General features: G+C 57.6%; 26 protein-coding genes. 15 read left to right on the top strand and 11 right to left on the bottom strand.

Annotated elements, in window-relative coordinates; genetic code table 11:
* Positions 1-60: 60 nt before the first annotated feature.
* Entirely contained in the window at positions 61-558 is a 498-nt protein-coding gene (locus AC3WRD_RS15330) for a winged helix-turn-helix transcriptional regulator (RefSeq protein ID WP_096820098.1), read from the top strand.
* Between the two features lie 67 nt (positions 559-625).
* Here AC3WRD_RS15330 and AC3WRD_RS15325 read toward each other — a convergent pair whose 3' ends face one another.
* The 6 genes from AC3WRD_RS15325 to AC3WRD_RS15300 form a co-directional block, all read right to left on the bottom strand.
* A complete protein-coding gene (locus tag AC3WRD_RS15325) occupies positions 626-2,041 on the bottom strand; it encodes a purine-cytosine permease family protein (RefSeq protein ID WP_102620933.1) in 1,416 nt (471 codons plus the stop codon).
* Positions 2,042-2,331: 290 nt separating this feature from the next.
* A complete protein-coding gene (gene argE, locus AC3WRD_RS15320) occupies positions 2,332-3,480 on the bottom strand; it encodes an acetylornithine deacetylase (RefSeq protein ID WP_102620934.1) in 1,149 nt (382 codons plus the stop codon).
* Positions 3,477-4,154 carry a DUF1028 domain-containing protein gene (locus AC3WRD_RS15315; protein ID WP_102620935.1) on the bottom strand — a complete coding sequence of 226 codons (678 nt, stop codon included), beginning with the start codon at positions 4,152-4,154 and terminating at the stop codon, positions 3,477-3,479. The genes argE and AC3WRD_RS15315 overlap by 4 nt, the downstream gene beginning before the upstream one ends.
* A gap of 27 nt (positions 4,155-4,181) precedes the next feature.
* Positions 4,182-4,598, bottom strand: coding sequence for a RidA family protein (locus AC3WRD_RS15310; protein WP_007950460.1), 417 nt, complete (start codon positions 4,596-4,598; stop codon positions 4,182-4,184).
* A gap of 58 nt (positions 4,599-4,656) precedes the next feature.
* Complete coding sequence (locus tag AC3WRD_RS15305) at positions 4,657-5,964, bottom strand: flavin-containing monooxygenase (RefSeq protein ID WP_102620936.1); 1,308 nt, start codon at positions 5,962-5,964, stop codon at positions 4,657-4,659.
* A 261-nt stretch (positions 5,965-6,225) separates the two neighbouring features.
* Positions 6,226-7,044, bottom strand: a complete 819-nt coding sequence (locus AC3WRD_RS15300) for an alpha/beta fold hydrolase (protein WP_102620937.1) — start codon at positions 7,042-7,044, stop codon at positions 6,226-6,228.
* 181 nt (positions 7,045-7,225) lie between these two features.
* On the opposite strand from AC3WRD_RS15300, the gene AC3WRD_RS15295 reads away from it, so the two are divergent.
* From AC3WRD_RS15295 to AC3WRD_RS15260, 8 genes are all read left to right on the top strand, one after another.
* The gene (locus tag AC3WRD_RS15295; protein WP_102620938.1) at positions 7,226-7,675 is read left to right on the top strand and encodes a winged helix-turn-helix transcriptional regulator; all 450 of its coding nucleotides are present in this window, start codon (positions 7,226-7,228) and stop codon (positions 7,673-7,675) included.
* Between the two features lie 177 nt (positions 7,676-7,852).
* Positions 7,853-8,635 carry a hypothetical protein gene (locus tag AC3WRD_RS15290; protein WP_256580620.1) on the top strand — a complete coding sequence of 261 codons (783 nt, stop codon included), beginning with the start codon at positions 7,853-7,855 and terminating at the stop codon, positions 8,633-8,635.
* Between the two features lie 534 nt (positions 8,636-9,169).
* Complete coding sequence (locus AC3WRD_RS15285; RefSeq protein WP_102620939.1) at positions 9,170-9,748, top strand: hypothetical protein; 579 nt, start codon at positions 9,170-9,172, stop codon at positions 9,746-9,748.
* Between the two features lie 254 nt (positions 9,749-10,002).
* Positions 10,003-10,551 (top strand): hypothetical protein, encoded by a 549-nt coding sequence (locus tag AC3WRD_RS15280; protein ID WP_102620940.1) that lies wholly within the window; start codon positions 10,003-10,005, stop codon positions 10,549-10,551.
* A 47-nt stretch (positions 10,552-10,598) separates the two neighbouring features.
* Positions 10,599-11,090 carry a hypothetical protein gene (locus AC3WRD_RS15275; RefSeq protein ID WP_173861354.1) on the top strand — a complete coding sequence of 164 codons (492 nt, stop codon included), beginning with the start codon at positions 10,599-10,601 and terminating at the stop codon, positions 11,088-11,090.
* Positions 11,091-11,151: 61 nt separating this feature from the next.
* On the top strand, positions 11,152-11,595 hold the full coding sequence (locus AC3WRD_RS15270) for a hypothetical protein (protein WP_146013090.1): 444 nt from the start codon (positions 11,152-11,154) through the stop codon (positions 11,593-11,595).
* 496 nt (positions 11,596-12,091) lie between these two features.
* Positions 12,092-12,508: a hypothetical protein gene (locus tag AC3WRD_RS15265; RefSeq protein WP_102620942.1), complete on the top strand. Its 417-nt coding sequence runs from the start codon at positions 12,092-12,094 to the stop codon at positions 12,506-12,508.
* Positions 12,509-12,641: 133 nt separating this feature from the next.
* Positions 12,642-13,226: a hypothetical protein gene (locus tag AC3WRD_RS15260; RefSeq protein WP_102620943.1), complete on the top strand. Its 585-nt coding sequence runs from the start codon at positions 12,642-12,644 to the stop codon at positions 13,224-13,226.
* A 153-nt stretch (positions 13,227-13,379) separates the two neighbouring features.
* On the opposite strand, the gene AC3WRD_RS15255 is transcribed toward AC3WRD_RS15260, so the two are convergent.
* Positions 13,380-14,423, bottom strand: coding sequence for an LLM class flavin-dependent oxidoreductase (locus AC3WRD_RS15255; RefSeq protein WP_102620944.1), 1,044 nt, complete (start codon positions 14,421-14,423; stop codon positions 13,380-13,382).
* Between the two features lie 67 nt (positions 14,424-14,490).
* The gene (locus AC3WRD_RS15250; protein WP_007950450.1) at positions 14,491-14,976 is read right to left on the bottom strand and encodes a flavin reductase family protein; all 486 of its coding nucleotides are present in this window, start codon (positions 14,974-14,976) and stop codon (positions 14,491-14,493) included.
* Between the two features lie 325 nt (positions 14,977-15,301).
* On the opposite strand from AC3WRD_RS15250, the gene AC3WRD_RS15245 reads away from it, so the two are divergent.
* Complete coding sequence (locus AC3WRD_RS15245; RefSeq protein WP_102620945.1) at positions 15,302-16,708, top strand: purine-cytosine permease family protein; 1,407 nt, start codon at positions 15,302-15,304, stop codon at positions 16,706-16,708.
* Positions 16,709-16,960: 252 nt separating this feature from the next.
* A complete protein-coding gene (locus tag AC3WRD_RS15240; protein WP_096820082.1) occupies positions 16,961-18,061 on the top strand; it encodes a polyamine ABC transporter substrate-binding protein in 1,101 nt (366 codons plus the stop codon).
* Between the two features lie 42 nt (positions 18,062-18,103).
* Here the strand turns inward: AC3WRD_RS15240 and AC3WRD_RS15235 are convergent, their stop codons facing one another.
* Positions 18,104-19,081, bottom strand: coding sequence for a TerC family protein (locus AC3WRD_RS15235; RefSeq protein WP_102620946.1), 978 nt, complete (start codon positions 19,079-19,081; stop codon positions 18,104-18,106).
* 159 nt (positions 19,082-19,240) lie between these two features.
* Here AC3WRD_RS15235 and AC3WRD_RS15230 point away from each other — a divergent pair, with 159 nt between their 5' ends.
* Entirely contained in the window at positions 19,241-20,224 is a 984-nt protein-coding gene (locus tag AC3WRD_RS15230) for a Dyp-type peroxidase (protein WP_259332140.1), read from the top strand.
* A gap of 37 nt (positions 20,225-20,261) precedes the next feature.
* On the opposite strand, the gene AC3WRD_RS15225 is transcribed toward AC3WRD_RS15230, so the two are convergent.
* Together AC3WRD_RS15225 and AC3WRD_RS15220 are read right to left on the bottom strand one after the other, a co-directional pair.
* Positions 20,262-21,974, bottom strand: a complete 1,713-nt coding sequence (locus AC3WRD_RS15225; RefSeq protein ID WP_102620947.1) for an amidase — start codon at positions 21,972-21,974, stop codon at positions 20,262-20,264.
* A gap of 138 nt (positions 21,975-22,112) precedes the next feature.
* Complete coding sequence (locus AC3WRD_RS15220) at positions 22,113-22,901, bottom strand: AraC family transcriptional regulator (protein ID WP_096820079.1); 789 nt, start codon at positions 22,899-22,901, stop codon at positions 22,113-22,115.
* Positions 22,902-22,985: 84 nt separating this feature from the next.
* On the opposite strand from AC3WRD_RS15220, the gene AC3WRD_RS15215 reads away from it, so the two are divergent.
* The 3 genes from AC3WRD_RS15215 to AC3WRD_RS15205 all read left to right on the top strand — a co-directional run.
* Positions 22,986-23,984 carry a bile acid:sodium symporter family protein gene (locus tag AC3WRD_RS15215; protein ID WP_102620948.1) on the top strand — a complete coding sequence of 333 codons (999 nt, stop codon included), beginning with the start codon at positions 22,986-22,988 and terminating at the stop codon, positions 23,982-23,984.
* Between the two features lie 119 nt (positions 23,985-24,103).
* Positions 24,104-24,874, top strand: coding sequence for a hypothetical protein (locus AC3WRD_RS15210; protein WP_102620949.1), 771 nt, complete (start codon positions 24,104-24,106; stop codon positions 24,872-24,874).
* A partial coding sequence (locus tag AC3WRD_RS15205; RefSeq protein WP_492604506.1) for a hypothetical protein occupies positions 24,861-25,361 on the top strand: 501 nt, incomplete at its 3' end. The genes AC3WRD_RS15210 and AC3WRD_RS15205, both read left to right, overlap by 14 nt.

Raw genomic sequence — 25,361 nt, 5'->3', positions numbered from 1 at the left:
GCTTGTTCCCGCATCGTGTTGATATGATAATCATAGTAACTGTGAAAGAGGCAAGCCCTGATGGCTGTAAACGATAGTCTTCCCGATACGCTGTGCCCGATTTCCCGGGCCGAGGCGATCGTCGGCGACCGCTGGACGGTGCTGGTTTTGCGCGAGTTGTTCATGGGCAGCCATCGCTACGACGAGATTCAGGCCCAGACCGGCGGTACGCCGCAGATGGTCGCCGCTCGTCTGAAAAGCCTGGAAGCAGACGGACTGGTCGAACGTCGCTTGTACAACGAGCGGCCGAAACGCTACGAGTACCACCTCACCGCGAAGGGCGAGGCGTTCTACCCGGTGGTGATTGCGTTGCGCGCCTGGGGAGAGACCTGGTGCAAGTCGCCGGAGGAGGGGCTGGCCGTGAACATGATCCACAAGCACTGCAATCACAGCGCCGGCCTCGGACCGCTGTGCGATCACTGCGGCGAACTGTTGCGGCGCGAGGATCTGATCAGCCAGCCGCAAGAAGCCTATGTCGCTGAACGGCAGGCGCGGCGCGAGGCGTTCAAGGCGAAATAGGCGGTTCCAGCCAAAGCAAAAGGCCCTCGCTTCGAGGGCCTTCGTGTGTCACTGCAGAACTGATCGTTTACAGACTGCCCGCCAGCTTCCCGGTCATCAGCCGCCGACGATAAGCACTGTCACGACTGGCCAACCAGAAATACAGCGGCGACGTCACCAGCAACCCCACCAGCCAGGAAAGGTCCGCGCCGTTGATGTGCGCCGACACCGGGCCAACGTACAGCGGCGTGTTCATGAACGGAATCTGCACCGCGATCCCGATCGCATACGCCAGCAAGGCCTGCGGGTTGTAGCGGCCGTAGATGCCACCGTCGACCTGGAAGATCGAGGCGATGTCGTACTGGCCTTTGTGGATGGCGTAGAAGTCGATCAGGTTGATCGCTGTCCACGGCACCAGCACGACCAGCAGCACCAGCACCATGTCGACGAAGTGGCCGATGAAGTCTGACGACGCGCCGACGGCAGCGAAGCAGCAGGCGAGCAGCACGATCAGCGAAATCACCGCGCGGCTCTTGGCGGTCGGAATCCAGCGGTAGGCGAAGGTCTGCACCAGAGTGATCAGCGACAGCACCGCGCCGTACAGGTTGAGCGCGTTATGGCTGATCACGCTGAGCAGGAACAGCACCAGCATCAACGGGCCGATCGAGCCGGTGGCGAGTTTCACCGCATCCATGGTGTCCATGCCCACCGGGGTTGCCAGCACGGCAACCGCACCGAAGATGAACGACAGGCTGGAGCCCAGTGCGGAACCGAGGTAAGTGGTCCAGAACGTCGCGGCCACCGGCACATTCGCCGGCAGATAGCGCGAGTAATCCGACACATACGGCGCAAACGCAATCTGCCACAACGCCGCCAGCGACACGGTGGCGAGCCAGCCCGACAGGTTGAAACCGCCACGGGTGAGGAAGTCAGCCGTCTGCACGTGAGTCAGGATGTAGCCAAAGCCGACCACGATGCCGATCCCCAACACCCAGGTGCCGATGCGGTTGAGCACGTGGATGAAGCGGTAACCGATGATCCCGATGATTCCCGAGCCCAGCGCGCCGATCACGATGCCGACCGGTACCGGAACGCTGTCAACCACGCCATGCAGGGACTTGCCGGCGAGCACGATGTTGGAGGCGAAGAAACCGATGTACATGACGCCGGCAATCAACACCACCAGCAGCGCGCCGAGGGAACCGAATTGCGCACGACTCTGGATCATCTGCGGAATGCCCATCTGTGGGCCTTGCGCCGAGTGCAGCGCCATCAGCACACCGCCGACCAGATGGCCGACCAGAATGGCGACGATGCCCCACACCAGATTCAAGTGAAACAGCTGCACGCCGAGGGCGCCGGTGACGATGGGCAGCGGCGCGATGTTGCCGCCGAACCAGAGGGTGAACAGATCCCTGACCTTTCCGTGGCGATCTTCGGGCGGCACATAGCCGATCGTATGTTTTTCAATGAGCGGTGCGGACGTTGTTGCAGAGGTGGCCATGACGAACTCCAAGGCAAGGACGAGTACGTGGACGTACTTCAGTGAGCGCCGGCACGGACGGCGCATTTCTTGTTGGGGTCGATCATGGGCAAGGAAAGGGGAGAGATAAATTAGTAGTTTTGTTGCTTCAGGCGTTAAAAAAACGAGGTTCTCCGTTCAGGTGAAAGCGCTCTGTTTCGGGTGTTTCAGCGCCATGAGCGACAACGCAGCTGACCTCCATCGGAGCAGCTGTCTGTCGGTGATATTGCGGCTTGGCTGCGGACGCGAGTCCTGCAGCCAGACCGTTTTTTTCAAAGGCGAATCGAAGCCAGCATCCGTTGCAGCATCTCATCGCAGGCCTTGAGCTGATCGCGGCTGACAAACTCGTCCGGCTTGTGACCCTGGTCCATGCTGCCGGGCCCGCACACCACCGTGGGAATCCCCACCGCGTCGAACAAGCCGCCTTCGGTCCCAAACGCAACAGTGCCGAAATCGTCCGAGCCACAGAACGTGGCGATCAATTCCGCCGCCTGGCTCCGAGCATCAGTCGCCAGCCCCGGATACGCCGACAGTTCGCTGAAACGGATATCACTCTGCCCGCTGACGGCCCGCATGCGCGGCAGTATTTGCTGTTCGGCATAGGTCTTGAGTTGCTGCGCGACGACCGTCGGATCCTGCGAGGGCAGGGCGCGGATTTCGAAGTCGAAACGGCAATCGGCGGGGACGATGTTCAACGCCTTGCCGCCGCTGATCACGCCGGTTTGCACCGTTGAATACGGCGGGTCAAAGCGCGGGTCGAGGTGTTCATCCTTGAGCTGGCGGCCGATGCGTCCCAACTCGCCGATCAACTCGGCGGCGCATTCGATGGCATTGACCCCGAGTGGCGCGTAGGCCGAATGACAGGCGTGCCCCTGGACATCGCAGCGCATCGCCAGTTTGCCCTTGTGCCCGAGCACCGGTTTGAGTTCGGTCGGCTCGCCGATGATGCACAGCAACGGTTTGACCGGACGTTGCTCCAGCACCTTGAGCAGCGAACGCACACCGAGGCAACCGACCTCTTCGTCGTAGGACAGCGCAATGTGTACCGGCATGCGCAGCGGTGCTTTGACCAATGACGGCACCAACGCGAGCACGCAGGCGATGTAGCCCTTCATGTCCGCCGTGCCGCGACCGTACAACTTGCCGTCGCGCTCGCTGAGTTCGAACGGCGGTAGCGTCCATGGCTGACCGTCGGCCGGTACCACATCGGTGTGCCCCGACAGCACGATGCCCGGCTGATCGGCCGGGCCAATCGTGGCGAACAGGTTGGCCTTGCTGCGCTCATCGTTGTAGATCAGCTCGCATGGCACATCGAAACTTTCGAGGTAGCTACGCACGAAGTCGATCAATTGCAGGTTGGACTCGCGGCTGGTGGTGTCGAACCCCACCAGCGTTTTGAGCAACGCGACGCTGTCGCTCATCGGTCGTCTCCGGCAACTCCGTAGCCCGGCGCCTTCGCCGGATCGAGGGCGCGGTCGATGTAGTCCTGAAGCTGCGGGCGATAGGCGTCCCAGAGTTTTTGCAATTGGCCGATCGGGTCTTCATCGGCCCAGTCCACCCGAAGGTTGACGATGGGCCAGGTCAGTTCACCTACCACGACCACGGCTGCCGAATGCACCGGTCCCGCTTCACCGCCCAAGGTCTGGGCGGCGTGCAGGGCCTTGATCAGACGGTCGGTCAATTGGCCTTCGCCTTCTTCGAACGCGCTGACCATGGCTTCGATCACCGAGCGCCCGGCGAGCATGTTGCCCGCCGCCACGCATTGCTCGCCCGACACGGCGTTGTGCACGCCCAGGGTTTGCGCGCCGCTGAAATGCGCGGTCTGCCCGAGGTGGTTGATCGCGGTGATCTGCCGGTACTGACTGTAGCCGTTGCGGGTGAGCACCTTGTCCAGCGCTGCCTCGGGCGCCAGGCCTTGCTCCATCAAGGCGAGCACTTCCGGGCCGAGTGACGGCAGGGTGATGTTCTGGCTCGATACCGCGCCGACACCCGGCAGCAGCCACGGGCAACGGGCGCCGACGGCGATGCTGGAGGAACTGATGGCAATGCCGAACTGACCGGTTTCGGGGCAACGGGCGGCGATGGAAAATGTCATGTGTGGCCTCCTTTCGCTAAGGTCGAGTTACTCGGGAATCACCGCTACCACATCAATTTCCATCAGCCACTGCGGCTGACCCAGCGCGGACACCACCAGCCCGGTGGAGATCGGGAAAACACCCTTCAGCCATTTGCCGACTTCCTGATACACCGGCTCGCGGTAGCGCGGGTCGATCAGGTAAGTGGTGGTCTTGACGATATGGCTCAGGTCGCTGCCGGCCTCTTCCAGCAGTTGCTTGACGTTGCGCATCGCCTGTTCGGTCTGTGCGCGCGGGTCGCCGAGGCCGACCAGTTCACCATCGAAATTGGTGCCGACCTGACCACGGACATACACGGTATTGCCGGCGCGCACGGCCTGGCACAAGTCATTGTCCAGGGTCTGGTTCGGGTAAGTGTCCTTGGTGTTGAACATGCGAATGCGGGTGTGGGTTGGCTGACTCATGTGAAACTCCTGACGAATTCGGGCCCGGCGCGATGGGCGCCGGAGCGGTAATGGGGGATCAAGCGTCGACGGTGTCGACAGCGTTGCTATGCAGCACGGCTTCGCGTTGTTCGGCATCGCGATAGGCCAGGTATTTGCGCTGGGTAGCGATGTGATCGGCCACGTGCTTGGCGTCGTGCCACACGCCCCAGATGAACGACGAACCGCGCCGCGACTGCCACGGCAAACCGAGGAAATACACACCCGATTCGCTGGACACACCGCGCTGATGTTGCGGCTTGCCGTTGTCGTCGAACGCCGCGACTTTCAGCCAGGAATAGTCCACGGCAAACCCGGTGGCCCAGATGATCGACGTGATGCCGGCGGCGGCCAGATCAAGATTGGCCAGCGGGTTCTTCACGCATTCCGGGTCTGGGTACGTCTCGCGGGCTTCCGGTTCCAGCGGCAGATCGAGGCCGTTGCGTTCGATGTAGGCATCGGCGGCATCCAGCAGTGCGAGGTAGTTCTCGTCGCCACGCTTGAGGTTGTCGCGCAGATCCTGTTTGAAGGTCACCACGCCGTCGTTGAAGGATTCGGTGACGCCGACCAGGGTCATACCGCGATGGGCCAGGCCACGGAAATCGATGGTGCGGCCACCGTGGGCGCCGCTGACGGCGATGGTCACGTGCTCGCGGCCAGGTTTCATGGCGGCCTGATCCCACTCGCCGAGTACGCCGAGCCACCAGCAGAAATCGCGGTTGCGGTAAGCACGAGGAGGGCGGTCATGGGCACCGACCGAGAGAAACACCTGCTTGCCCGAGCGCTGCAATTCATCGGCGATCTGCACGCCAGACGAACCGGCACCGACCACCAGTACTGCGCCGGCCGGCAGTTGTTGCGGGTTGCGATAGTCGGCCGAGTGAATCTGCAACAGACGCTCATCCTTCGGCGCAATGGCCGGGATCACTGGTCGTTGAAACGGGCCGGTGGCGGCGACGACGCGGGCGGCTTCGATCACGCCCTCGGAGGTCTCGACGGTGAAGCCCGGGCGACCGACATTGCGCAGCACGCTTTTCACGTCCACGCCGGTGCGGATCGGCGCGTTGAATTTCTTCGCATAGGCCTCGAAGTAGTCGGCGACGCGCTCCTTGTGGGCGAAACCATCCGGATCGACATCATCGAATTCCATCCCCGGAAACCGGTCATGCCACGCCGGACCGTTGGCCACGAGTGAGTCCCAGCGCCCGGTGCGCCAGCGCTCGGCAACGCGGCTGCGCTCCAGCACCAGGTGCGGCACACCGAGTTTGCTCAGGTGTTCACTCATGGCCACACCCGCTTGACCGGCGCCGACAACAAGCGTGTCTGTTTTTATTATTTCAGTGGTCATCTCTGATCCCTTCTCACGAGGCCGTTGGATTCAGGCCGCTGTCGACCTGTTCTCTGTGCTTGGGATCAGACTAGGGAGGGGGTGGTTATCGGTAAAATATTATTAAGCTGGGATGTGAAGATAAAAACGTGATGCAGAGGCCTGAAAGTCCTGTAAACACGGGGCTTCGCCATGACACCGGAATCCGGGACAACGAAAAAAAAGGGCCGCCGACAGGGTAGTCGGCGGCCCTTTTTCGCGCATGTTCAGTTCACAGCGAACTCAGCGATCCAGAAACGCCAGCAGGTCTTCATTCAATTGCTGCGCATGGGTGACCGCAAAGCCGTGTGGCGCGCCTGCGTAGACTTTCAGCTCAGCGCCCTTGATCTGTGCAGCGGCCCGTTTGCCGGTGGTTTCGAATGGCACGATCTGATCACCGTCGCCGTGAATCACCAGCGTCGGCACATCGATTTTCGCCATGTCCGGGCGGAAGTCGGTTTCCGAGAACGCCGTGACGCAATCCACGGTGCCTTTGAGCGAGGCGAGCAGGGCGATGTTCAGGGTTTGCGTCAGCACGCCGTCGGAGACTTTCTGACCCTGATTGGTGCCATAGAACGGGGCGTTGAAGTCTGCGATGAACTGCGCGCGGTCCTTCAGCAGGCCGGCCTTGATCCCGTCGAACACCGACGTGTCGACACCTTCGGCGAAGTCCGGTTTCTTGCCGAACAGCGGCGTCACCGCGCCCAGCAGCACCAGCCCGGCGACGCGCTCGCTGCCATGGCGCGCAATGTAGCGGCTGACATCGCCGCCGCCCATGGAGAACCCGACCAGGGTCACGTCACGCAGATCGAGGTGTTCGATCAACTGCGCGATGTCGTCGGCGAAAGTGTCGTAGTCGTAGCCGGTCCATGGCTGCTCGGAACGGCCGAAACCACGACGGTCGAACGCGATGGTGCGGTAGCCGCGGCTGCTCAGGTATTCCATCTGGTATTCCCACATGTCGGCGTCCAGCGGCCAACCGTGGCTGAACAGCACGGGCTTGCCGCTGCCCCAGTCCTTGAAATAGATTTCGGTGCCGTCTTGAGTCGTGAACGTGCTCATGGAAACTCCTTGGGTGTGGGCTTGCGTGGATGCCGTGATGGCAACGTTCACTATCGCGGCAAAGTGCACCGGCCACTTGTACGCAGGTGCTAAGTTCGAGGCGCACGGCGTTATCGGTTTTGCAGCGCGGGTTGTAAGATGCAACCGCATCGAACCTGCCGATTTGCTGGAGACACCCGAAATGAAGCGCAAAAGCCTTGCCGGCAATGCCTGCCCGATCGCCCGGACACTGGACCTGATCGGCGACTGGTGGTCGTTGCTGATCATCCGCGATGCGCTGGAAGGCATTTGTCGTTTCGGCGATTTCGAGAAGAGCCTGGAGATTGCCAAGAACATGTTGAGTGTCCGGCTCAAAGGGCTGGTGGAGCGCGACATCCTGCGCATGGTGCCGGCGTCCGATGGCAGCGCCTACAAGGAGTACGTGCTGACGGAAAAGGGTCGGGCGTTACAAACCGTGATCGTTGCGCTGTCGCAGTGGGGAGGGGAACACCTGTACGCGCCTGGCGAACCGGGCTCGGTGATGGTCGATGTGCAGAGGGGACAGCCGATCCGCAAGCTTGAGTTGCTGTCAGCCGATGGTCGAGTGCTGGCGCCGGAGGATGTGGCGACGAAACTGGCTGTTGAGCACTGAGGTGAAGTGAGCGGGTTCTGTCGGACGTTTCGTTTTTCGGAACGTTCTCTGATGCGGCGACCGGTTTTCCTTGGTTGATCTGCGAAACATCCTGCATCTCTGTCGGAGTCGGACGATTTCACCGATGCCGTTCGTCGGCAACAATGGTTGGGTGAATCCATAAATTGACGCAGCACATTGCTGAACCAGCAGGGTGCGATCCTTGCCAATGGCAGCCACGCAGAACTCGCGCTGGGCACCGGTAACCTGCAGAACCAGGGTGGCACGCTGCAGGCCGACACCCTGAACATCACCAGCACCAACCTCGACAACAGCGCGGTCAATGGCAAGGCCGGTTTGATCTCCAGTCTGTTGGGCGATTTGCAGCTGACGGTGACACGTCTGACCAACCATGCCGGCAAGCTCTTCGGCAAGGATCAGGTCATTTTCAAGGGCGCCAACCTGGATAACGCAGGCGGCGAGATCAGCGGCAATCGCCTGGGGCTCGAAGCGGTCACTCAGATTCTCAATCAGGGCGGACTGATCGAGTCGGCGACGGATCTGCAACTGATCGGCGGCCAACTGGACAACAGCGCCGGCGGGCAGATTCGTGCATTGGGCGGAGCCACCAGCACGATCAAGCTGAACGGCAACCTGAATAACCAGAACGGCGTCATCGAGATCGGCAGCGAGGATCTGGAACTGGCCGGTGCCCAGCTCAACAACCTCAGCGGCTGCGTTCGTCACGCTGCAAAAGGGCTGTTCGATCTGGACCTGAGCAACCTGACCGGCTCTCAAGGCAGCCTCACCGGTCTGGGCAAAGGCGTTTGGGATATCGCGTCGGTCAATGGCGTCGGCACCTGGCAACTGAACGGTGGCCTGACCTACACCAGCACGCAGGGCCGTAATCTTTACAGGAAACCATCAAACCTTATCCATATTCCTGAAGTGGAAAAGGGGACAGTGAAAAGGGAAAAGTGATTAATAAATCTGTCCCCTTTTTTCTGTGATTTTGCAGAGTCTCTGTTGGAAATAGGTATTAATCGGGTCAGTGGCGCTGTTGCCAAAGTTTGCCTTGTTGCCTGTGGGGAACGTAAGGTTCTGCAAGGTCATAGGCGGCATTTGGCGGGTAGTTCTATAAGTGGTATTCCTGTTTTTGATATTGCAGGCTGGCCGGATAGTCGGTACAAAGATGAAGTGGGCTATTTGGAAGTTGCAGAGAACGAAGCGGTGCTTGTAATGTTTTTTCTTCCGAGAAGGTCGTTGAATTAGTGTATGAGTTTTCGGGTGTAAGATTTGGTGTTGCTTTGGGGGGGATTTGGAATGCTGTAGATAAGTTAAGGTGAAAGTCGCCATTTGAAAAAGGGGACAGATTTATTTGATTTAATAATTCTGTCCCTTTTTTGCAATAAGGTTAAATATAAACTAAACTCTGAGGGGGGTATCAGGCGGATCTTGAAAAAAGACAGCATTTTATAATTCATCTGGTCAAAGGTTGGTTTGTAAGAACGACATATGGGTCTTGAAATGATTAAAGTGAACTGGTTTGCCCCCATCGTCCCAGGTGTAGAACTAGCTGGTATTGAGTTGGGGGCAACGCGTGAGGAGTTTGAATCCATGCTCCTTGAGTGTTGTGTAGATCCGAAAGCGAGGGTGTATAAGTTTTCTGATACTCCATTGTTGGTTTTGGATGTTACAGAAAGTTCAGGTAAGACATTTTTTCGGTTTGATATTTTTGATTTGAATCTCACGGGCTGGGATTTGCAGTTTCCAGGTTCAGAGAAAGTGTTATCCGAGACTAGGGCACTTGTGGTCGGGTTTTTGAATGGTAGGGTTTCCAATATCTCCGTATGGATGTTCGATTATTTCGGCTCGCTGGGAGACAAAAGACTAACTTACTCCTATCAGGGGAAAGTGGAGGGTAGGGGACTTGGTTCGCGAGTTGATTGCGCAGCTACTTGTTTTGAGCTGATTTATGATGAGGCTGAAGAATGGTTTTATGCTCGTACCGATAGAATAATTTTCGGTGGTGGAGGGGGAGGCAGTCTGGAAGATTCTGAAGATCAATTGATTCATATGATTATGATTTTTTAGAAAGTGATTTGGAGTGGGCGTCGGTTGTTTTGAAATGAAAAGCGGGCTGGGCGGAAATGACACATTTAATTAATTAAATGTGTCTCCTTTTGAGTTTTGGTTTTTTTGACTGTTCTAATAATGCGGCGATCTACAGGTAATAAAATTGCCCCTTTTTTAATCGAATGATTGACGCCAAAATAGTGGCCATCTAATATCGCGCCGATGTTTGATATCACCTCCGTCTCGTTGCGCTCATTAGGGAAGATTCACACGTGAACAAACCTGCACTCGTCACTTTGACCTTGGCGTTCGCGCTTTCAGGTTGCCATTCCAACGTTCGGGATTCTTCTCCCAATCTGCTGAAGGACGGTGTCCAACTGCACCAGAATACGGTGGCGGTCGATGCGCAGCACGCCAAGGTTGTGATGAAAGCGTCGGGCTCGACGATTCCGGTGGAGTTTTCGATCCGTCGTGCAGATGATCCCGACCGCCGCATGGAAGAACTGGGAACCGTGGTGGATTCGGGGCGAGGCCAGGTGTTCGGCTGGATTGCCAAGCTCAACGAAGTGGGCAACAGCGCGGTGGCCAAACGCTTCCCGCAACTGGAAACCCAGGCCGATGCCGATAAGACAATTGAAGTGTCGGGCTATGCGAATGGCCCTCGCACCGGAGTTCTCCATACCTGCGGGCCAGTGAGCAATTCGTTTACGCCAGAGCGTGGCAAAGCCTATCTGGTTGAGTTTGAGTTTGTGGGCGGCAGTTGCGAGCAGCACGTCTACGACGTTACTCAGCCCGAGCAGCGCATTCCTGTAAAGAGCTGACCTGCTGAATTCAGAGAGCCCATCAATGCGTGAGGAAGAATTTGCCTGTGAGTGATGTGAATTATCCGCGTCTGAAGGTTTTCCTGGCTTTTCTTCTTTGCCCGTTGGCGCCGGGTTTTATCGCCGGCTTCTTCAAGACGATTGCGACCGTCGCCCATCTGGCCATGAACCCACGGTTGATGGGGGAGGTCGCAGGGGCGGAATTGATGTTGATGCCATTCCTCGGACCTGTTCTGGCTCAAGTGGTATTTCTCGTGCCATTTCTGCTGTTTTCATTGGTGATCGCATCGATGAAAGTCAAAAGGACAAGTCGAGCCTGTTCCGTGATAGCGCTGTCGGGCGCGGTGCTGGCCACTTTATGGGTTACTCCGTTTATCGTCGCCGTTGTACGGGATGTAGAGAGTGCGAAGTTTTCCGATGAGATTTTCGGAATGGTCGTACTCTTTGTCACTTCAATGGCGACATGCTGGTTGACTGCCCGTTTCTTCCTGCCTGATCCGACAGAGCTGGAGACTGATATCCGTCAGGTTGGTTATTGAGCCGAAACCCAAAAAGACAATGCCCCGATTAGCTCGTGGCTTTTTCACAGGCTGCTAGATCATGAAGATTGAGAGCGATGAAGGTCACCTTCTGAATGTTGTTGCGGATATTGGCAGCCTGGAGTGGCGGAAATATCGGCAACGTTATCCCGACGTAGTGGTCGGAGGTAAAGTGCAGCGAGAGGATCATTCTGCTTTTCTCCCTTTCATCGCTTTCAGATTTAAATCTGTTAGAGACGGTGATATTGAAAAATTAAGATGTGTGGTAGAAAGTTATAAAGGGGCATTGTCATGGTCGCTTGTTGGGAGAACGCGCGAAGGTCTCCCGGGGATTAACTGGATGATAGCCCCGTCAAGACTGTTGGAGGTTGATGCGTTGGCGTTGGGTTTAAGAATGACTGCCGCCGATTACTTGTCTGTTTATGAGCCTTTACTTGGTCCGGCGGCGTACGAGGATTTGATGGGCCTTACCGAATATGTTCGCTCGGAATTTTCAAATTCTTGACAGGAACTAATGCCCTTCGCTTTATTGTATTTTGGTCGAATTTATTAAAGCTAATGATCCAAACGCAGTTCCCTTGAGGTGATATTGTGGGTATGTATATCGCGATTGCTGATGGTGTAGGCTGGGCAACCTCCAGTGGCGTGTTTGATTGCATTGTCGAAGGTACGAGAATCTATCTTGAGGGAACAGACAGGGCATGCCTTCGAAGAATATACAGATCGCTGGACGAAGAGGCTCAAAACTTCATAGTGCTCAAGAGTGTCGAGGTAGAGTGCTTTAATAAGTTTTACTTTTGTTGCAAAAAGGCGATGTTGGATTTTTCGGGTAGCAATGCAGCTCACGAGATACCAAGCGATCACTTGGAGGGCATTCTCTGGAACTGGGATGAAGTGCTGAAATTGATGAGGCATGATCCTCGATATAGAATGGGCGAATATTAGAAAAATGGGATTAATTAAATTTGTCCACCTTTCAGTTCGTTCATTCAGGTGCAAGAATGATTAAGCAGTCCTCGTATTATAGAAATCTGCCAGACTCAATGCCTGTTGATGACCTGCTTGAAGAGTTTCTTTATCTTGTTGATGGGGGGTATGCCTATAAACAGAAAGCCGATTTTATGGAAAGTCTCCTGGAGCTAAGCGATAGGCAGTGGCATACATATACGAATTTGTGTGAGGATTTAAAAAATAAAATTGAGGAAATCCTGATCTCTTCGTGGGACGGCTTCGATTTCGACGTAGCCGATGCGGCAATTATTATTTGCTCGCGGCTTGGGCTTGTGAAATTTTTTGAGTTTATGAAAAATCAAAGCGTGCTCGATATGTCCCCGGATGTTTTTGCGCAAGTCAAAAGCGCAATCGTCGAGTTTGGCAACGATGTTGGTAATCCATACAGCGGTATGCCAGTCGCATGAACTGGAAATTGCACTGCTAAGGGTCGGTATCTTTGCTCTGCTCAGGCGTAAGGTTCTTTGAAGTTCAGGGGGCGACTCATTTAATAGCTAAGCCTTTTTGTTTTTTAGAGTGCTTCTTAAAGGAGTCCAAGGAATGAAAGTCAATCAAACAATTTTTGATGAACTCTGGAACGGTGATAAAAACATTTGCTTCTTTGTTTGTTCAGGCAAGAGCTTTTGGGTCGTAGACGAAAAATGCAACTTCACCCTTGATGCGGAAAAAGACTACCGTGCTTACCTGGACGCCGGGAGTATAAGCCGGGAGCAATATGAACTCGCTTGCAAGGCGTTTAGAGGGGGTGTCCTCAAAATGACTGCGGATAACTTCCCCAAGTACCTCCACGACTCAAGCGAAAAAATTCTGTCTTCCCACGATCTGCAGGATTTTATCGGGGCAGATGCAGAGGTTTTTAAAAGGGTTGAGCATTACTACCAGACAGGCGAGGGCTTGACGCCTGATGTGTACAAGCGTGCCAATGTTACTAGCTCGCGCTTCCCAAGTTTTTATATCAATTTTGATCGGAAAATATTCATGCACATGGATGATGTGCGTGTTCATGAGGATCTGGTCGAGCCGGGCTGGGCTGCAGAGAATGCTGATTTCAGCTTTCTGATTCCGGCGAGTGAGCGGTACTGGGTAGTAGCAGGGAACGATTACTGGAAACTCAGATTTGTATGAAAGGGTCCCTGTCGCGCCCTCGCTGATATGTACATTTCTTGCCAGACGCAAAATTGAACGCCAGAAAAAAGAATGGGTTTTGGAAGCGTGGGCACAAAAAACGCCCTGGATTATCAGGGCGTTTTTATTGGGCAGATACAATCAGCACAGTCGTTAACGAAACGCCGGCACCACATGCTTGATAAACAGCTCCAGCGACTTCTTCTTTTCTGCATGCGGCAAGCTGTTGTCGCACCAGAAACTGAACTCATCCACCCCCAGTTCCTGGTAGTACTTGATCCGCGGAATGATCTCTTCCGGCGTGCCGATCATCGCCGTCTTGTGCAGGCTCTCCAGTTCAAACTCCGGCCGCCCTGCAAATTTCTCTTCCGGACTCGGGGCGAGGAATCCGTTCACCGGCACTTCCTTGTTGCCGAACCAGGCGTCAAACGTGCGATAGAAACGTGAGATGGCTTTGGCACCAAGCTTCCAGCCTTCCGGGTCATCCGCCGAGTGCACGTGGGTATGACGCAGCACCATCAATTGCGGACGCGGCACATCAGGGTTGTTGTCCAGCGCGTTCTGGAATTTGTTTTTCAGGTCGAGGACTTCTTCGTCGCCCTTCATCAACGGCGTGACCATCACGTTGCAGCCGTTGGCCACAGCGAAGTTGTGCGAGTCCGGGTCGCGGGCGGCGATCCACATTGGCGGGTTGGGTTTCTGGATCGGTTTCGGCACGCTGGTCGATGTGGGGAATTTCCAGATGTCGCCATTGTGGGCGTAGTCGCCTTGCCAGAGGGCGCGGACCACGGGGACCATTTCCCGCAGGGCCTGGCCGCCGGATGAGGCAGGCATGCCGCCGGCCATGCGGTCGAATTCCACCTGATAGGCGCCACGGGCCAGACCGACTTCCATCCGGCCGTTGCTGATCACGTCGAGCAGGGCGCATTCACCGGCGACCCGCAGCGGATGCCAGAACGGCGCGATGATGGTGCCGGCGCCCAAGTGAATCGTGGTGGTCTTGGCAGCGAGGTAGGCCAGCAGCGGCATCGGGCTCGGCGAGATGGTGTATTCCATGGCGTGGTGTTCGCCGATCCACACGGTGCTGAAACCGCCGGCCTCGGCCATCAACGTCAGTTGGGTCAGGTCTTCGAACAGTTGACGGTGGCTGACGCTTTCGTCCCAGCGCTCCATGTGTACGAACAGGGAAAATTTCATGACGCTACCTCGAATCTCTTGTGGTCGGCCGGTCGCTTGCCGGCCTGTTTAAGTGCAATCGTGCGGGTCAGGCAAAGGCGGGCAGAGCGCCCATCTTGCCGTGGCAATACACCAGCGGGCCGGCGTCCTGCTGGGGCACGATGAGGTTTTTCACCGCGCCGACCATGATCGCGTGGTCGCCGCCTTCGTATTCGCGCCACAACTCACATTCGATGATAGCTGTCGCGTTGGCCAAAATCGGGTTGCCCAGTTCGCTCAGCGTCCACTCGATGCCCTGCGCCTTGTCCTTGCCTTTGCGGGCGAACGCGTAGGCTTCGCTCTGCTGGCCGCCGGACAACACGTGAATGGCAAAGCGTTTGTTCTTGATCAGGACGGGGTAGGAATCGGAGCTGTAGTTGGGGCAGAACAGCACCAGGGCCGGGTCCATCGACAGCGAGCTGAAGGCGCTGGCGGTCAGGCCGACGATCTGGCCGTCGTCATCAAGCGTGGTGATGACGGTGACGCCGGACGGGAACGAGCCCATGACTTGTTTGTAGACGGCAGCATCGATCATTGGTCAATCCTCGAGTGCGGTGAAGCGTGTTTTTATGTGTTTATGGGTCTGATGGTATACCGTAATACATCGATTGCAAGTGCTTTTTTGGTGAAACGATAAACGTGGTTCATCCGTCGGAAAGTCAGCATTTACGGGGCTTTTGTCTAGCTGTAAAGCCTGGCGATCAGGGAGGATGCCGGATCAGATGCTGTCGCAAACAGCGGATCAGTCTTGTGAAAATGTTGGAATACCATAATATGGTCTGCATCTGAGGGGCGGCCACGAAACGCCCCCGGTTTGGCTTCATACAACGATAAGAACAGACCCAATCGAGTTCATTTTTATGTCCCAGATGTCCCGGCAAGATCCGTTGATCGAGAATCACACGGTCGACTACGTTCCACTCGCGGAACGCCACGGGAAGGCCCGCGACCTTTTCACTCTCTGGTTCAGCACCAACATTGCGCCACTGCCCATCGTCACCGGCGCCATGGTGGTTCAGGTGTTTCATCTCGACCTGTTCTGGGGGCTGCTGGCGATTGCGCTGGGGCACATGATCGGCGGGGTGGTGATCGCCCTGGCATCGGCGCAGGGCCCGCGCATGGGCATTCCGCAGATGGTGCAGAGTCGTGGTCAGTTCGGGCGTTACGGTGCGCTGCTGATCGTGTTCTTCGCGGCGATCATCTACATCGGTTTTTTCATTTCCAACATCGTGCTGGCCGGTAAGTCCATCGTCGGCATTGCGCCGTCGGTGCCGGCGCCGTTGAGCATCCTGATCGGCGCCCTCAGCGCCACGGCGATCGGCGTGATCGGCTACAACTTCATCCATACGCTCAATCGCATCGGCACCTGGGTGATGGGCAGCGCGCTGCTGGCCGGATTCATCTACATCTTTGCCCATGACTTGCCGGCAGATTTCTTCACCCGCGGCAGCTTCAACCTGTCCGGGTGGCTGGCGACGGTGTCTCTGGGGATCATCTGGCAGATCAGCTTCTCGCCGTACGTTTCTGACTATTCGCGTTACCTGCCGGCGGACATCGGCATCGCCAAGCCATTTATCGCAACTTATCTGGGCGCCACGCTGGGCACGATTCTGTCGTTCACATTCGGCGCGGTGGCGGTGTTGGCGACACCCGAAGGGACCGAGGCGATGGCGGCGGTCAAGCAGTCCACGGGTTGGCTGGGGCCGATTCTGATGGTGCTGTTCCTGCTCAACATCATCAGCCACAACGCGCTGAATCTGTACGGCGCGGTGCTGTCGATCATCACCTCGATCCAGACCTTCGGCAGCCAATGGACGCCGAGCATCAAGGTGCGGGTGATGCTGTCGAGCGTGGTACTGGCGGGTTGCTGCGTGGTGGCGCTGGGGGCGTCGGCGGATTTCATTTCCGAGTTCATCGGGCTGATTCTGGCGTTGCTGCTGGTGCTGGTGCCGTGGGCGTCGATCAACTTGATCGATTTCTATCTGATCAAGCGCGGCAGCTATGACATCGCCTCGATCTTCCGCGCCGATGGCGGGATCTACGGGCGTTACAATCTGCACGCGATCATTGCCTATTTCATCGGCATCATCGTGCAGTTGCCGTTTGCCAATACCTCACTTTATGTCGGCCCTTACGCCAATCTGGTGGACGGCGCAGACCTGTCATGGCTGGTCGGCCTGATCGTGACCTGCCCGTTGTATTACTGCCTGGCGACGCGTGGACAGGCGCAGGAGAGCAGGGCGACGCGGTTGGGCTTTACCGACTGATCCTGCGTACGCTACTCAAACAATGCCCGGCCAATCGCCGGGCATTGTCGTTTCAGTATTCTGGCGGTCACGCAAATTGGCCATATCGATCCCCTTTTGGCCAACCGGCCACTGTGCTCCGACTACGCTGTCGGCAAGAATCGAAGCCACAACTAAACGCTGCACCTTCCTTGCCCTTGGCTGATCTGACAGCCGCTGCCGTGTACAGAACATAAAAACCATCGACTCACGCTGCATTCGGGGAAACACAATATGGTCACGATGAAACGCATTCTGGGCGCCACTGTGTGCGGGCTGACGCTGCTGGCCAGCGCCGTGCAAGCCGAACAGCGCGAACTGCGGGTGTACAACTGGGCGGATTACATTCTGCCAGCGGTGCCCAAGGATTTCGCCGCCAAAAGCAACATCAAAGTGACCTGGGACACCTTCGACACCAACGAATCCCTCGAAGCCAAGTTGCTGACCGGCAACTCCGGTTACGACCTGGTAGTGCCGTCGAACCAGTTCCTCGATACCCAGATCAAGGCCGGCGTGTTCCAGAAACTCGACAAGTCCAAGCTGCCGAACTGGAGTCACCAGGACCCGGCGCTGCTCAAGTTGCTCGACTCCAACGACCCCGGCAATCAGTACGGCGTGCCGTACATGGTCGGCACGGTGCTGATCGGTTTCAACCCGGCCAAGGTCAAGGCTGCGCTTGGCGAGAATGCGCCCGTGGACAGTTGGGACCTGGTGTTCAAACCCGAGAACATGGAGAAACTGAAATCCTGCGGCGTGGCGATGCTTGATTCGCCGTCGGAAATCCTGCCGCTGGCCCTGCATTACCTGGGCCTGGACCCGAACAGCCAGAACCCGGCCGACTATGAGAAAGCCAAGGACCTGATGCTCAAGGTTCGCCCTTACGTCACCTACTTCAACTCGGCCAAGTACATGACCGACATCGCCAACGGCGACATCTGCGTGGCCATCGGTTACTCCGGCAGTTTCTACCAGTTCGGCAACCGAGCCAAAGAGGCGGGTAACGGCGTGGTGGTCGACTGGCGCTTGCCGAAGGAAGGCGCGCCGATCTGGTTCGACACCTTCGCCATTCCGAAGAGCGCGAAGAACGTTGAAGAGGCTCACGAGTTCCTCAACACCTTGCTTGAACCGAAAGTCATCGCGTCGATCAGTGACTTCCTCGGCTATCCGAACGCCAACAAGGATTCGCTGCCGCTGATCAACAAGGAAATCACCGGCAACCCGAACCTGACGCCGACCAGCGAAGCGCTGAAGACGTTGTACGTGGTGCAGCCATTGCCGCAGAAGCTGGAGCGGGTGCGGACACGGGTGTGGACCAGCATCAAGTCGGATAAATAAGCTCAAAACCGAGGGAGCGAACGATGTTCGTTCCCTCGGCCGTTATTTCGCCCGACTTTCTTCAGGCGACTTGTCCTTCGTCAGGATCAGACTCAGCAACACCGACGCCAGAATCAGTCCGCCGACAATCGCCAGCGACCACTCCACCGGCATGTGAAACCACGGCATCGCCGTCATCTTCCCGCCGATGAACACCAGCACCAGCGCCAGTCCGTACTTGAGCAAATGAAAGCGGTCGGCCATGTCCGCCAGCAGAAAATACAGCGCCCGCAGGCCCATGATCGCGAAGATGTTCGACGTGAAAATGATGAACGGATCGGTCGTCACCGCGAAAATCGCCGGGATGCTATCGACCGCAAACATCAGGTCGCTGGCCTCGATCAGCACCAGCACCAGAAACATCGGTGTGGCCCAGCGCACGCCGTTCTGCAGCACGAAAAAGCGCTCGCCATGAAAGCCGTTGGTGATCCGCAGATGTCCGCGCACCCAGCGCAGGAGCGGATTGTTATCGAGGTCCGGTTGCTGTTCGGCGAACACCAGCATCTTGATCCCGGTGATGATCAGGAACACGCCGAACACATACAGCAGCCAGGTGAACTGCGAGACCAGCCACACCCCGGCAAAGATCATCGCCGCGCGCATCACGATCGCGCCGAGCACGCCGTACAACAGCACCCGCCGCTGCAACTCCGGCGGCACGGCGAAGTAGCCGAAGATCATCACGAAGACGAACATGTTATCGATCGACAGCGACTGCTCGATCAGATAGCCGGTGAGGAATTCCAGGGTCTTGCGCTGGGCGATTTCGGGCCCGAACTCGCCGTTCAGATACCACCAGAGCAATCCGGCGAAGGCCAGCGCCAGCATGCACCAGGCAATGACCCAGGATGAGGCTTCGCGCACCGAGACCCGATGCGCCTTGCGCCCGCCGAAGACAAACAGGTCAACAGCCAGCATGGCGAGGACAAAAACGATGAAGGCGACCCACATCCAGGGTTCGCCGATGTTGATGGGGTGCATGTCGTTCTCCCTGTCTTTGTGTTTTTCGGGGTAGACGGGGCCATGCTAGTAGGAGAATTCCGACGAAGAAAAATCGTTTATTTCGCGGGTATTGTTCGTTAAAAGCGAAGTGTCGGACGACACGGGCAGCGCACGGGTAATACTTCATTCAACACTTCTTTGCTAACCTCGCTGTCGAACCAGTCCATCACGCCAGGAGCGACGATCATCGACACGCCAGATCCTCAAGCCGTCTGCAGCCCGATCACCAGCGCTGCAATATTCATCGTGGCGACCCTCAACGCCGAAGCCGAGGCGGCCGAAAAAGTCCGTGGCTGGTGCGCCGATATCGCGGGTTTGACGCGCTCGGTCGGCAAGCGCGTTCCTTCGGGAAGCCTGTCCTGCGTCTGTGGTTTTTCTTCCAGCGCCTGGGATCGCCTGTTCGGCAGTCCGCGACCGGCGTCCTTGCATGACTTTCGCGAATTCGGCGTAGAAGGGCGGCGCGCCGTCTCCACGCCGGGCGACCTGCTGCTGCACATTCGCGCCGATCAGATGGATTTGTGTTTTGAGCTGGCGACGCAGTTGATGTCGGCGCTGGACGGCGCCGTGACGGTTACTGACGAAGTGCAGGGTTTCCGCTATTTCGACATGCGCAGCATCATCGGATTTGTCGACGGCACGGAAAATCCGGTCGGGCGCAAGGCCGAGCATTTCACCCTTGTAGGCGATGAAGATCAGGCGTTCAGCGGCGGCAGTTATGTGCTGGTGCAGAAGTATCTGCACAACATGAAGGCATGGAACGAATTGCCGGTCGAGGCGCAGGAACGGGTGATCGGGCGAACCAAACTGTCTGATATCGAACTGGATGACGCGGTCAAACCGAGCAACTCCCACAGCGCTTTGACGACCATCACCAAGGACGGCGAGGAAGTCAAAATCCTGCGCGACAACATGCCGTTCGGCCGGCCCGGCGCGGGGGAGTTCGGCACTTATTTCATTGGCTACGCACGCTCGCCGGAGCCGCTGGAGCAGATGCTGGAGAACATGTTTGTCGGCAAGCCGCCGGGCAACTATGACCGGTTGCTGGACTTCAGCACGGCGGTGACCGGCAGTCTGTTCTTCGTGCCTTCGGCAGATTTACTGGAAGAACTGGCAGAGCGATAAAAAAACGGCGGGATCAATTGATCCCGCCGTTTTGCATTTACTTGCCTGCCGCCAGTGCCGGCGTACGTGGCGGCACCAAACGTTTCGACCCGGTCGCTTCGAACGCTGCTGCCAGTCGCAACAGTGTCGAATCGTCATAGGCCCGCCCGGCAAACGTCAGACCGACCGGCATGCCGATATCGGCCATCACGCCCATCGGCACGGTGACGGTCGGTACGCCGAGGTGACGAATTGCGAGGTTGCCGTTGGCGACCCAGATGCCGTTGCTCCAGGCGATATCCGCCGAGGCTGGGTTGACGTCGGCGTCGGCCGGGCCCACGTCAGCGTTGGTCGGGAACAGCACGGCGTCGAGGCCGAGGCGATCCATCCAGTCTTCTAGATCGAGCTTGCGGGTCTTCTCCAGGCCGCGCAGGCCGTCCGGCAGTGTCGGGATCTGATCCCACGGCGTGATGCCGCGCTCGGCCATGCGCACGTATTCGTCCATACCGGCGGCGAGGTCGCCTTCACGGTTGGGCAGGGTACCCGGGTCGTGCGGGAAGATTTTCGGCCCGTCGACGTCCGCCAGTCGATTGAGTTTCGGATCACCGTTGGCACGCAGGAAGTCATCGAACGCCCAGGCCGACAGGTCCCACAGTTCGTGGTGCATGAACTCTTTGGAGACGATGCCGCGATTGAACACGGTTGGCGCGCCCGGACGATCGCCTTCGCAGTTGGAGACCAGCGGGAAATCCACTTCGATCACTTCGGCGCCGGCCGCTTCGAGGGCCTGGCGTGCCTGTTTCCACAGATCGATCACCGAGGCGCGAGTGTTGATGCGTTGCCCGGTCGGGCCGCCGATGCCCGGTTCTTCGCTGGTGCCAGCTTCGGGATCGGCGTTGATGTACATGCGCGGCACGCCCAGGCGTTTGCCGGCCAGCGCATCACTTTTCACTGCCAATTCCAGATAGGAAGCCGGGCGCACCGAGGCGACGCTCGGGATCGGCACCCAAGGCTGCAGGCGCCACAGGTCGCCACGGGTGTCGGTGTCTTCGGCGACAACTACGTCGAGGACTTCCAGCAGATCGGCCATGGTGCGGGCGTACGGCACTACCACGTCCATGGTCGGCGTCAGCGGCCAGTTGCCGCGCACCGAAATCACCCCACGGGACGGCGTGTAGGCGCACAGGCCATTGTTGGATGCAGGGCCGCGACCGCTCGACCAGGTCTCTTCCGCCAGACCGAATGCCGAGAAGCTTGCGGCGGTGGCGGTGCCGGCGCCGTTCGACGAGCCGGAAGCAAACGGCGCAGTCAGATACGCGGCGTTGTAAGGACTTTCAGCGCGACCGTAGACCCCGCGCTGCATCCCGCCATTGGCCATCGGCGGCATATTGGTCTTGCCCAGGCAGATCGCGCCGCCCGCACGCAGGCGCTCGATGGTGAATGCATCGCGCTGGGCCACCAGATCGGCGAACGCCGGGCTGCCGGACGCAGCGGTCAGGCCTTTGACCAGATAGCTGTCCTTGGCGGTGTAGGGGATGCCGTCCAGCGGACCAAGGGTTTCGCCTTTGGCACGACGGGCATCGGAGGCCTGCGCCTCTTTCAAGGCCTCGGGGTTACGCACAATCACTGCATTCAAGGCAGTGGCGGTGTCCGGGCCGTCAAAGGCGTCGATGCGCGCCAGATACGCCTGCACCAGTTCAACTGCGGTGGTCTGACCGGATTCGAGCGCGGCGCGCAGTTGGGCAATGGAGACTTCAGTGACTTCGATCATGCTGTTACCGCCGACAGGTTCGCTAAAGGGTTGTTGATCATTGTTATCGTCGAAAGATGTCAAAGATTCTTGATGGGCGAAACTCTACCCTGAAGTTTGCCGAATGGCATGTCTTAATTCGATAAATATCGACAAAACTCATCGAAAAAATTCTCCGGGCGTTTCGCCAAACTGCTGGCGAAAGGCTGCGATGAAGGCCGACGTCGAATCATAACCGCAGGCTAGAGCCACTTCCGTGACACGTTCGCCACGTTCCAGCGGCGTCAGCGCACCCAGCAGACGCAAGCGCTGGCGCCAGGCGCGAAAAGTCAGGCCGGTATCGCGCAGGAACAGCCGGCTCAGGGTTTTCTCGGTCACGCCGAACTTTTCGCTCCAATGACTGAGTGTGGTCTGCTGTTCCGGATGTTGCTCGAGACTTTGATAGATCTGCCGCAAACGAAGGTCCTGGGGCAGTGGCAGCATCAGGTCGATTTGCGGGGCTTCGGCCAGTTGATCGAGGATCACCTGCGCCAGGCGTCCGTGAGGACCGCTCTGGTCATACTCGACAGGAATCTGACTGAAGGCCCGAATCAGCTCGCGCAAGAGATCACTGACGCCGAGTACATGGCAACGCTCCAGCGCCCAACTCGCCACGCTGCAATCGATGTACAGACTGCGCATTTCCGTGTGCGGGGAACTGAATACCCGATGCGGCACACCCGCCGGAATCCACACGGCCCGCTCCGGCGGCGCAACGAAACGACCGGCGGCAGTCTGCACTTCAAGTACACCCTGAATCGCGTAAGACAACTGCACCCACGGATGACTGTGGCGGCGGGTCAGGGCACGATTGGGCAGCGATTCGGTGCGTCCGTACAACGGACGCGGAAGGCTCGGCAGCCCGGGAATGCTGCGTCTGACGCTCTTGTCGTGTCCTTTTGGCGGCATCTTGAGGCTCTTAGGCGTTAGTCGGTAATTTCCAGTCACGTTAGAGTCGCTTCCACGTACTGGCAACCCCCGGATGAGCAAACCATGACGCGCCCAAGATTCTTGCCCGACAACTTCACCCTGACCCTGATCGGCGTGGTGCTGCTCGCCAGCTTCCTGCCCGCCAGTGGTCAGGTCGCGGTCGGCTTCGGCTGGCTGACCAATATCGCGATTGCGCTGCTGTTTTTCCTGCACGGCGCCAAGCTTTCGCGCGAATCGATCATCGCCGGCGCCGGCCACTGGCGCCTGCACCTGTTGGTGTTCGGTCTGACCTTTGTCCTGTTTCCGCTGTTGGGGCTGGCGCTCAAACCGCTGCTGTCGCCGCTGGTGGGCGACAACCTGTACATGGGCATGCTCTACCTCTGTGCACTGCCGGCCACGGTGCAGTCGGCGATTGCCTTCACGTCGCTGGCCCGGGGGAATATTCCGGCGGCGATCTGCAGTGCGGCGGCGTCCAGCCTGTTCGGGATCTTTCTCACGCCGTTGCTGGTGACGCTGTTGCTGAATGTGCATGGTGACGGCGGTTCGACCGTCGACGCGATCCTGAAAATCAGCGTGCAATTGCTGCTGCCGTTCATCGCCGGTCAGATCGCCCGCCGCTGGATCGGCGCCTGGGTCGGTCGCAACAAGAACTGGCTGAAATTCGTCGATCAGGGTTCGATTCTGCTGGTGGTCTACGGCGCGTTCAGCGAGGCGGTGAACGAAGGCATCTGGCATCAGATTCCAGTGATCGATCTGTTCGGTCTCGTGGTGGCCTGCTGCATTCTGCTGGGGCTGGTACTGCTGGCGTCGACGGTGTTGGGCAAGGCATTCGGCTTCAGCCAGGAAGATCGCATCACCATTTTGTTCTGCGGCTCGAAAAAGAGCCTGGCCACTGGAGTGCCGATGGCGCAGGTGCTGTTTGCCGGCAGCACGATCGGTGTGCTGATTCTGCCGCTGATGTTGTTTCACCAGATTCAATTGATGGTCTGCGCGGTGCTGGCGCAGCGTTATGCGAAACGGCAGGAATCGGTGCCTGAGCTGATGGCGCAGGTTGATCCTTGATGTTCATTTGCAAACCATCGGGTATGCGCCGGGCGAAACGTCAAACGCTCTGAGCGTGATAACCTTCTCCGTTTTTGCACGCAGATAACGTGCTACTTGAATTCTAGGGAGGGAGTTGGATGCAAAATGAATCGGGTGTGATATCGGCATTTGTCGATAATTTGCTTACTGCCGCGCGAGAATGTTCGGCGACGTTCAAACAGTTTCCAACCGGTGGGCAGGACGAAAAGCTTTTGGCCGATACCATCTTTACCAATCTGGCTAATTACAGCCTGATTGAATTCAAGGATACGGTATTAAAAAGCAAAACGGAGAATAGTAAAGTTGACCGTGTTTATGCGGTTTGTTCTGCTGTCTTTTCAGACCCGCAACTCCGGGAACTGCACGACAGCTGCCATCTGTTTGCTGGAGATGATAACGACGGGAAGCAGGTTCTCTATATTTACAGGAATGCGGTGTGCAACGTAGAAGTGCTTAGGAATGTCCCATCTGGTAAGGCAGGGTGCCTTGCTGAACGTTGTGAAGATAAAGACAAGATTAAGTTGCACATATATGCGAAAGATCTGTTTTCTGGTAACGCGAAGTACGCGTTGCCGGTAGAAGAGTTTGCAAAGTATATCGATCTGCTCGTGGCGACGACTTCGCAAGGGACGAAAGGAAGCGAAGTGTGTCTAGTGGTTGGTTACAAGGATGGAAGCGGTGAGTTTTGTTCCGAGCGATTTGAAAGCATTACAGCGCTGCATGTATGGTTCAAGGCTGAACAATCCAAACAGCACGCTAATGCAAATGTTAAAGCCGGGCCGGCGCAAGGTTCGGACTCCAGTGCCAGTCCCGGTTCCGGGAGAAAGCGCCGTGGCGGTGGCGATGGCGGAATGAGTGGCCCGAAATGATGCGCGCGCAAACATTGATTCAATTGCGCGTCGTAGACTCTTCACGAGTCCATTAGTCTGTCATGCGGGCTTCCTGACGTTGCAAGCCGATCGAAAGCATAAATGTGCAAATACGGCGCAACCAGTCGTTGGCTGGTTGCGCCGGCAAGCATCACTGAGGACTATTGAACTGATCCGAATAGCTGCCGTTCATGAGGGCGGAAGCGACCTGGTCAGAGCCTACGCCAACGCGAGTGGACGCGAATCGACTGGCCCCCACTTTATCGCCGCCATCGGAGGCGAGGGCGCCCGCGCGGACGTGGTCGGAACCGTCAGAAGCTACAGCGCCAGCGCCAACGTGATCGGAACCATCAGAAGCTACGGCTCCGGCGCCAACGTGATCGGAACCATCCGAAGCCACCGCTCCGGCACCAACGTGATCGGAACCATCCGAAGCCACCGCTCCGGCACCAACGTGATCGGAACCATCAGAAGCAACCGCTCCGGC

This window comes from Pseudomonas sp. FW215-R2 (genome assembly GCF_058789255.1).
This window is presented reverse-complemented; position numbering and strand designations above follow the sequence as displayed.

Bases quoted from the DNA above. Each gene is read 5' to 3' on its own strand.
- AC3WRD_RS15330 (WP_096820098.1), top strand. From the start codon at position 61: ATGGCTGTAAACGATAGTCTTCCCGATACGCTGTGCCCGATTTCCCGG.
- AC3WRD_RS15325 (WP_102620933.1), bottom strand. From the start codon at position 2,041: ATGGCCACCTCTGCAACAACGTCCGCACCGCTCATTGAAAAACATACG.
- argE (WP_102620934.1), bottom strand. From the start codon at position 3,480: ATGAGCGACAGCGTCGCGTTGCTCAAAACGCTGGTGGGGTTCGACACC.
- AC3WRD_RS15315 (WP_102620935.1), bottom strand. From the start codon at position 4,154: ATGACATTTTCCATCGCCGCCCGTTGCCCCGAAACCGGTCAGTTCGGC.
- AC3WRD_RS15310 (WP_007950460.1), bottom strand. From the start codon at position 4,598: ATGAGTCAGCCAACCCACACCCGCATTCGCATGTTCAACACCAAGGAC.
- AC3WRD_RS15305 (WP_102620936.1), bottom strand. From the start codon at position 5,964: ATGACCACTGAAATAATAAAAACAGACACGCTTGTTGTCGGCGCCGGT.
- AC3WRD_RS15300 (WP_102620937.1), bottom strand. From the start codon at position 7,044: ATGAGCACGTTCACGACTCAAGACGGCACCGAAATCTATTTCAAGGAC.
- AC3WRD_RS15295 (WP_102620938.1), top strand. From the start codon at position 7,226: ATGAAGCGCAAAAGCCTTGCCGGCAATGCCTGCCCGATCGCCCGGACA.
- AC3WRD_RS15285 (WP_102620939.1), top strand. From the start codon at position 9,170: ATGGGTCTTGAAATGATTAAAGTGAACTGGTTTGCCCCCATCGTCCCA.
- AC3WRD_RS15270 (WP_146013090.1), top strand. From the start codon at position 11,152: ATGAAGATTGAGAGCGATGAAGGTCACCTTCTGAATGTTGTTGCGGAT.
- AC3WRD_RS15265 (WP_102620942.1), top strand. From the start codon at position 12,092: ATGATTAAGCAGTCCTCGTATTATAGAAATCTGCCAGACTCAATGCCT.
- AC3WRD_RS15260 (WP_102620943.1), top strand. From the start codon at position 12,642: ATGAAAGTCAATCAAACAATTTTTGATGAACTCTGGAACGGTGATAAA.
- AC3WRD_RS15255 (WP_102620944.1), bottom strand. From the start codon at position 14,423: ATGAAATTTTCCCTGTTCGTACACATGGAGCGCTGGGACGAAAGCGTC.
- AC3WRD_RS15250 (WP_007950450.1), bottom strand. From the start codon at position 14,976: ATGATCGATGCTGCCGTCTACAAACAAGTCATGGGCTCGTTCCCGTCC.
- AC3WRD_RS15245 (WP_102620945.1), top strand. From the start codon at position 15,302: ATGTCCCAGATGTCCCGGCAAGATCCGTTGATCGAGAATCACACGGTC.
- AC3WRD_RS15240 (WP_096820082.1), top strand. From the start codon at position 16,961: ATGGTCACGATGAAACGCATTCTGGGCGCCACTGTGTGCGGGCTGACG.
- AC3WRD_RS15235 (WP_102620946.1), bottom strand. From the start codon at position 19,081: ATGCACCCCATCAACATCGGCGAACCCTGGATGTGGGTCGCCTTCATC.
- AC3WRD_RS15225 (WP_102620947.1), bottom strand. From the start codon at position 21,974: ATGATCGAAGTCACTGAAGTCTCCATTGCCCAACTGCGCGCCGCGCTC.
- AC3WRD_RS15220 (WP_096820079.1), bottom strand. From the start codon at position 22,901: ATGCCGCCAAAAGGACACGACAAGAGCGTCAGACGCAGCATTCCCGGG.
- AC3WRD_RS15215 (WP_102620948.1), top strand. From the start codon at position 22,986: ATGACGCGCCCAAGATTCTTGCCCGACAACTTCACCCTGACCCTGATC.
- AC3WRD_RS15210 (WP_102620949.1), top strand. From the start codon at position 24,104: ATGCAAAATGAATCGGGTGTGATATCGGCATTTGTCGATAATTTGCTT.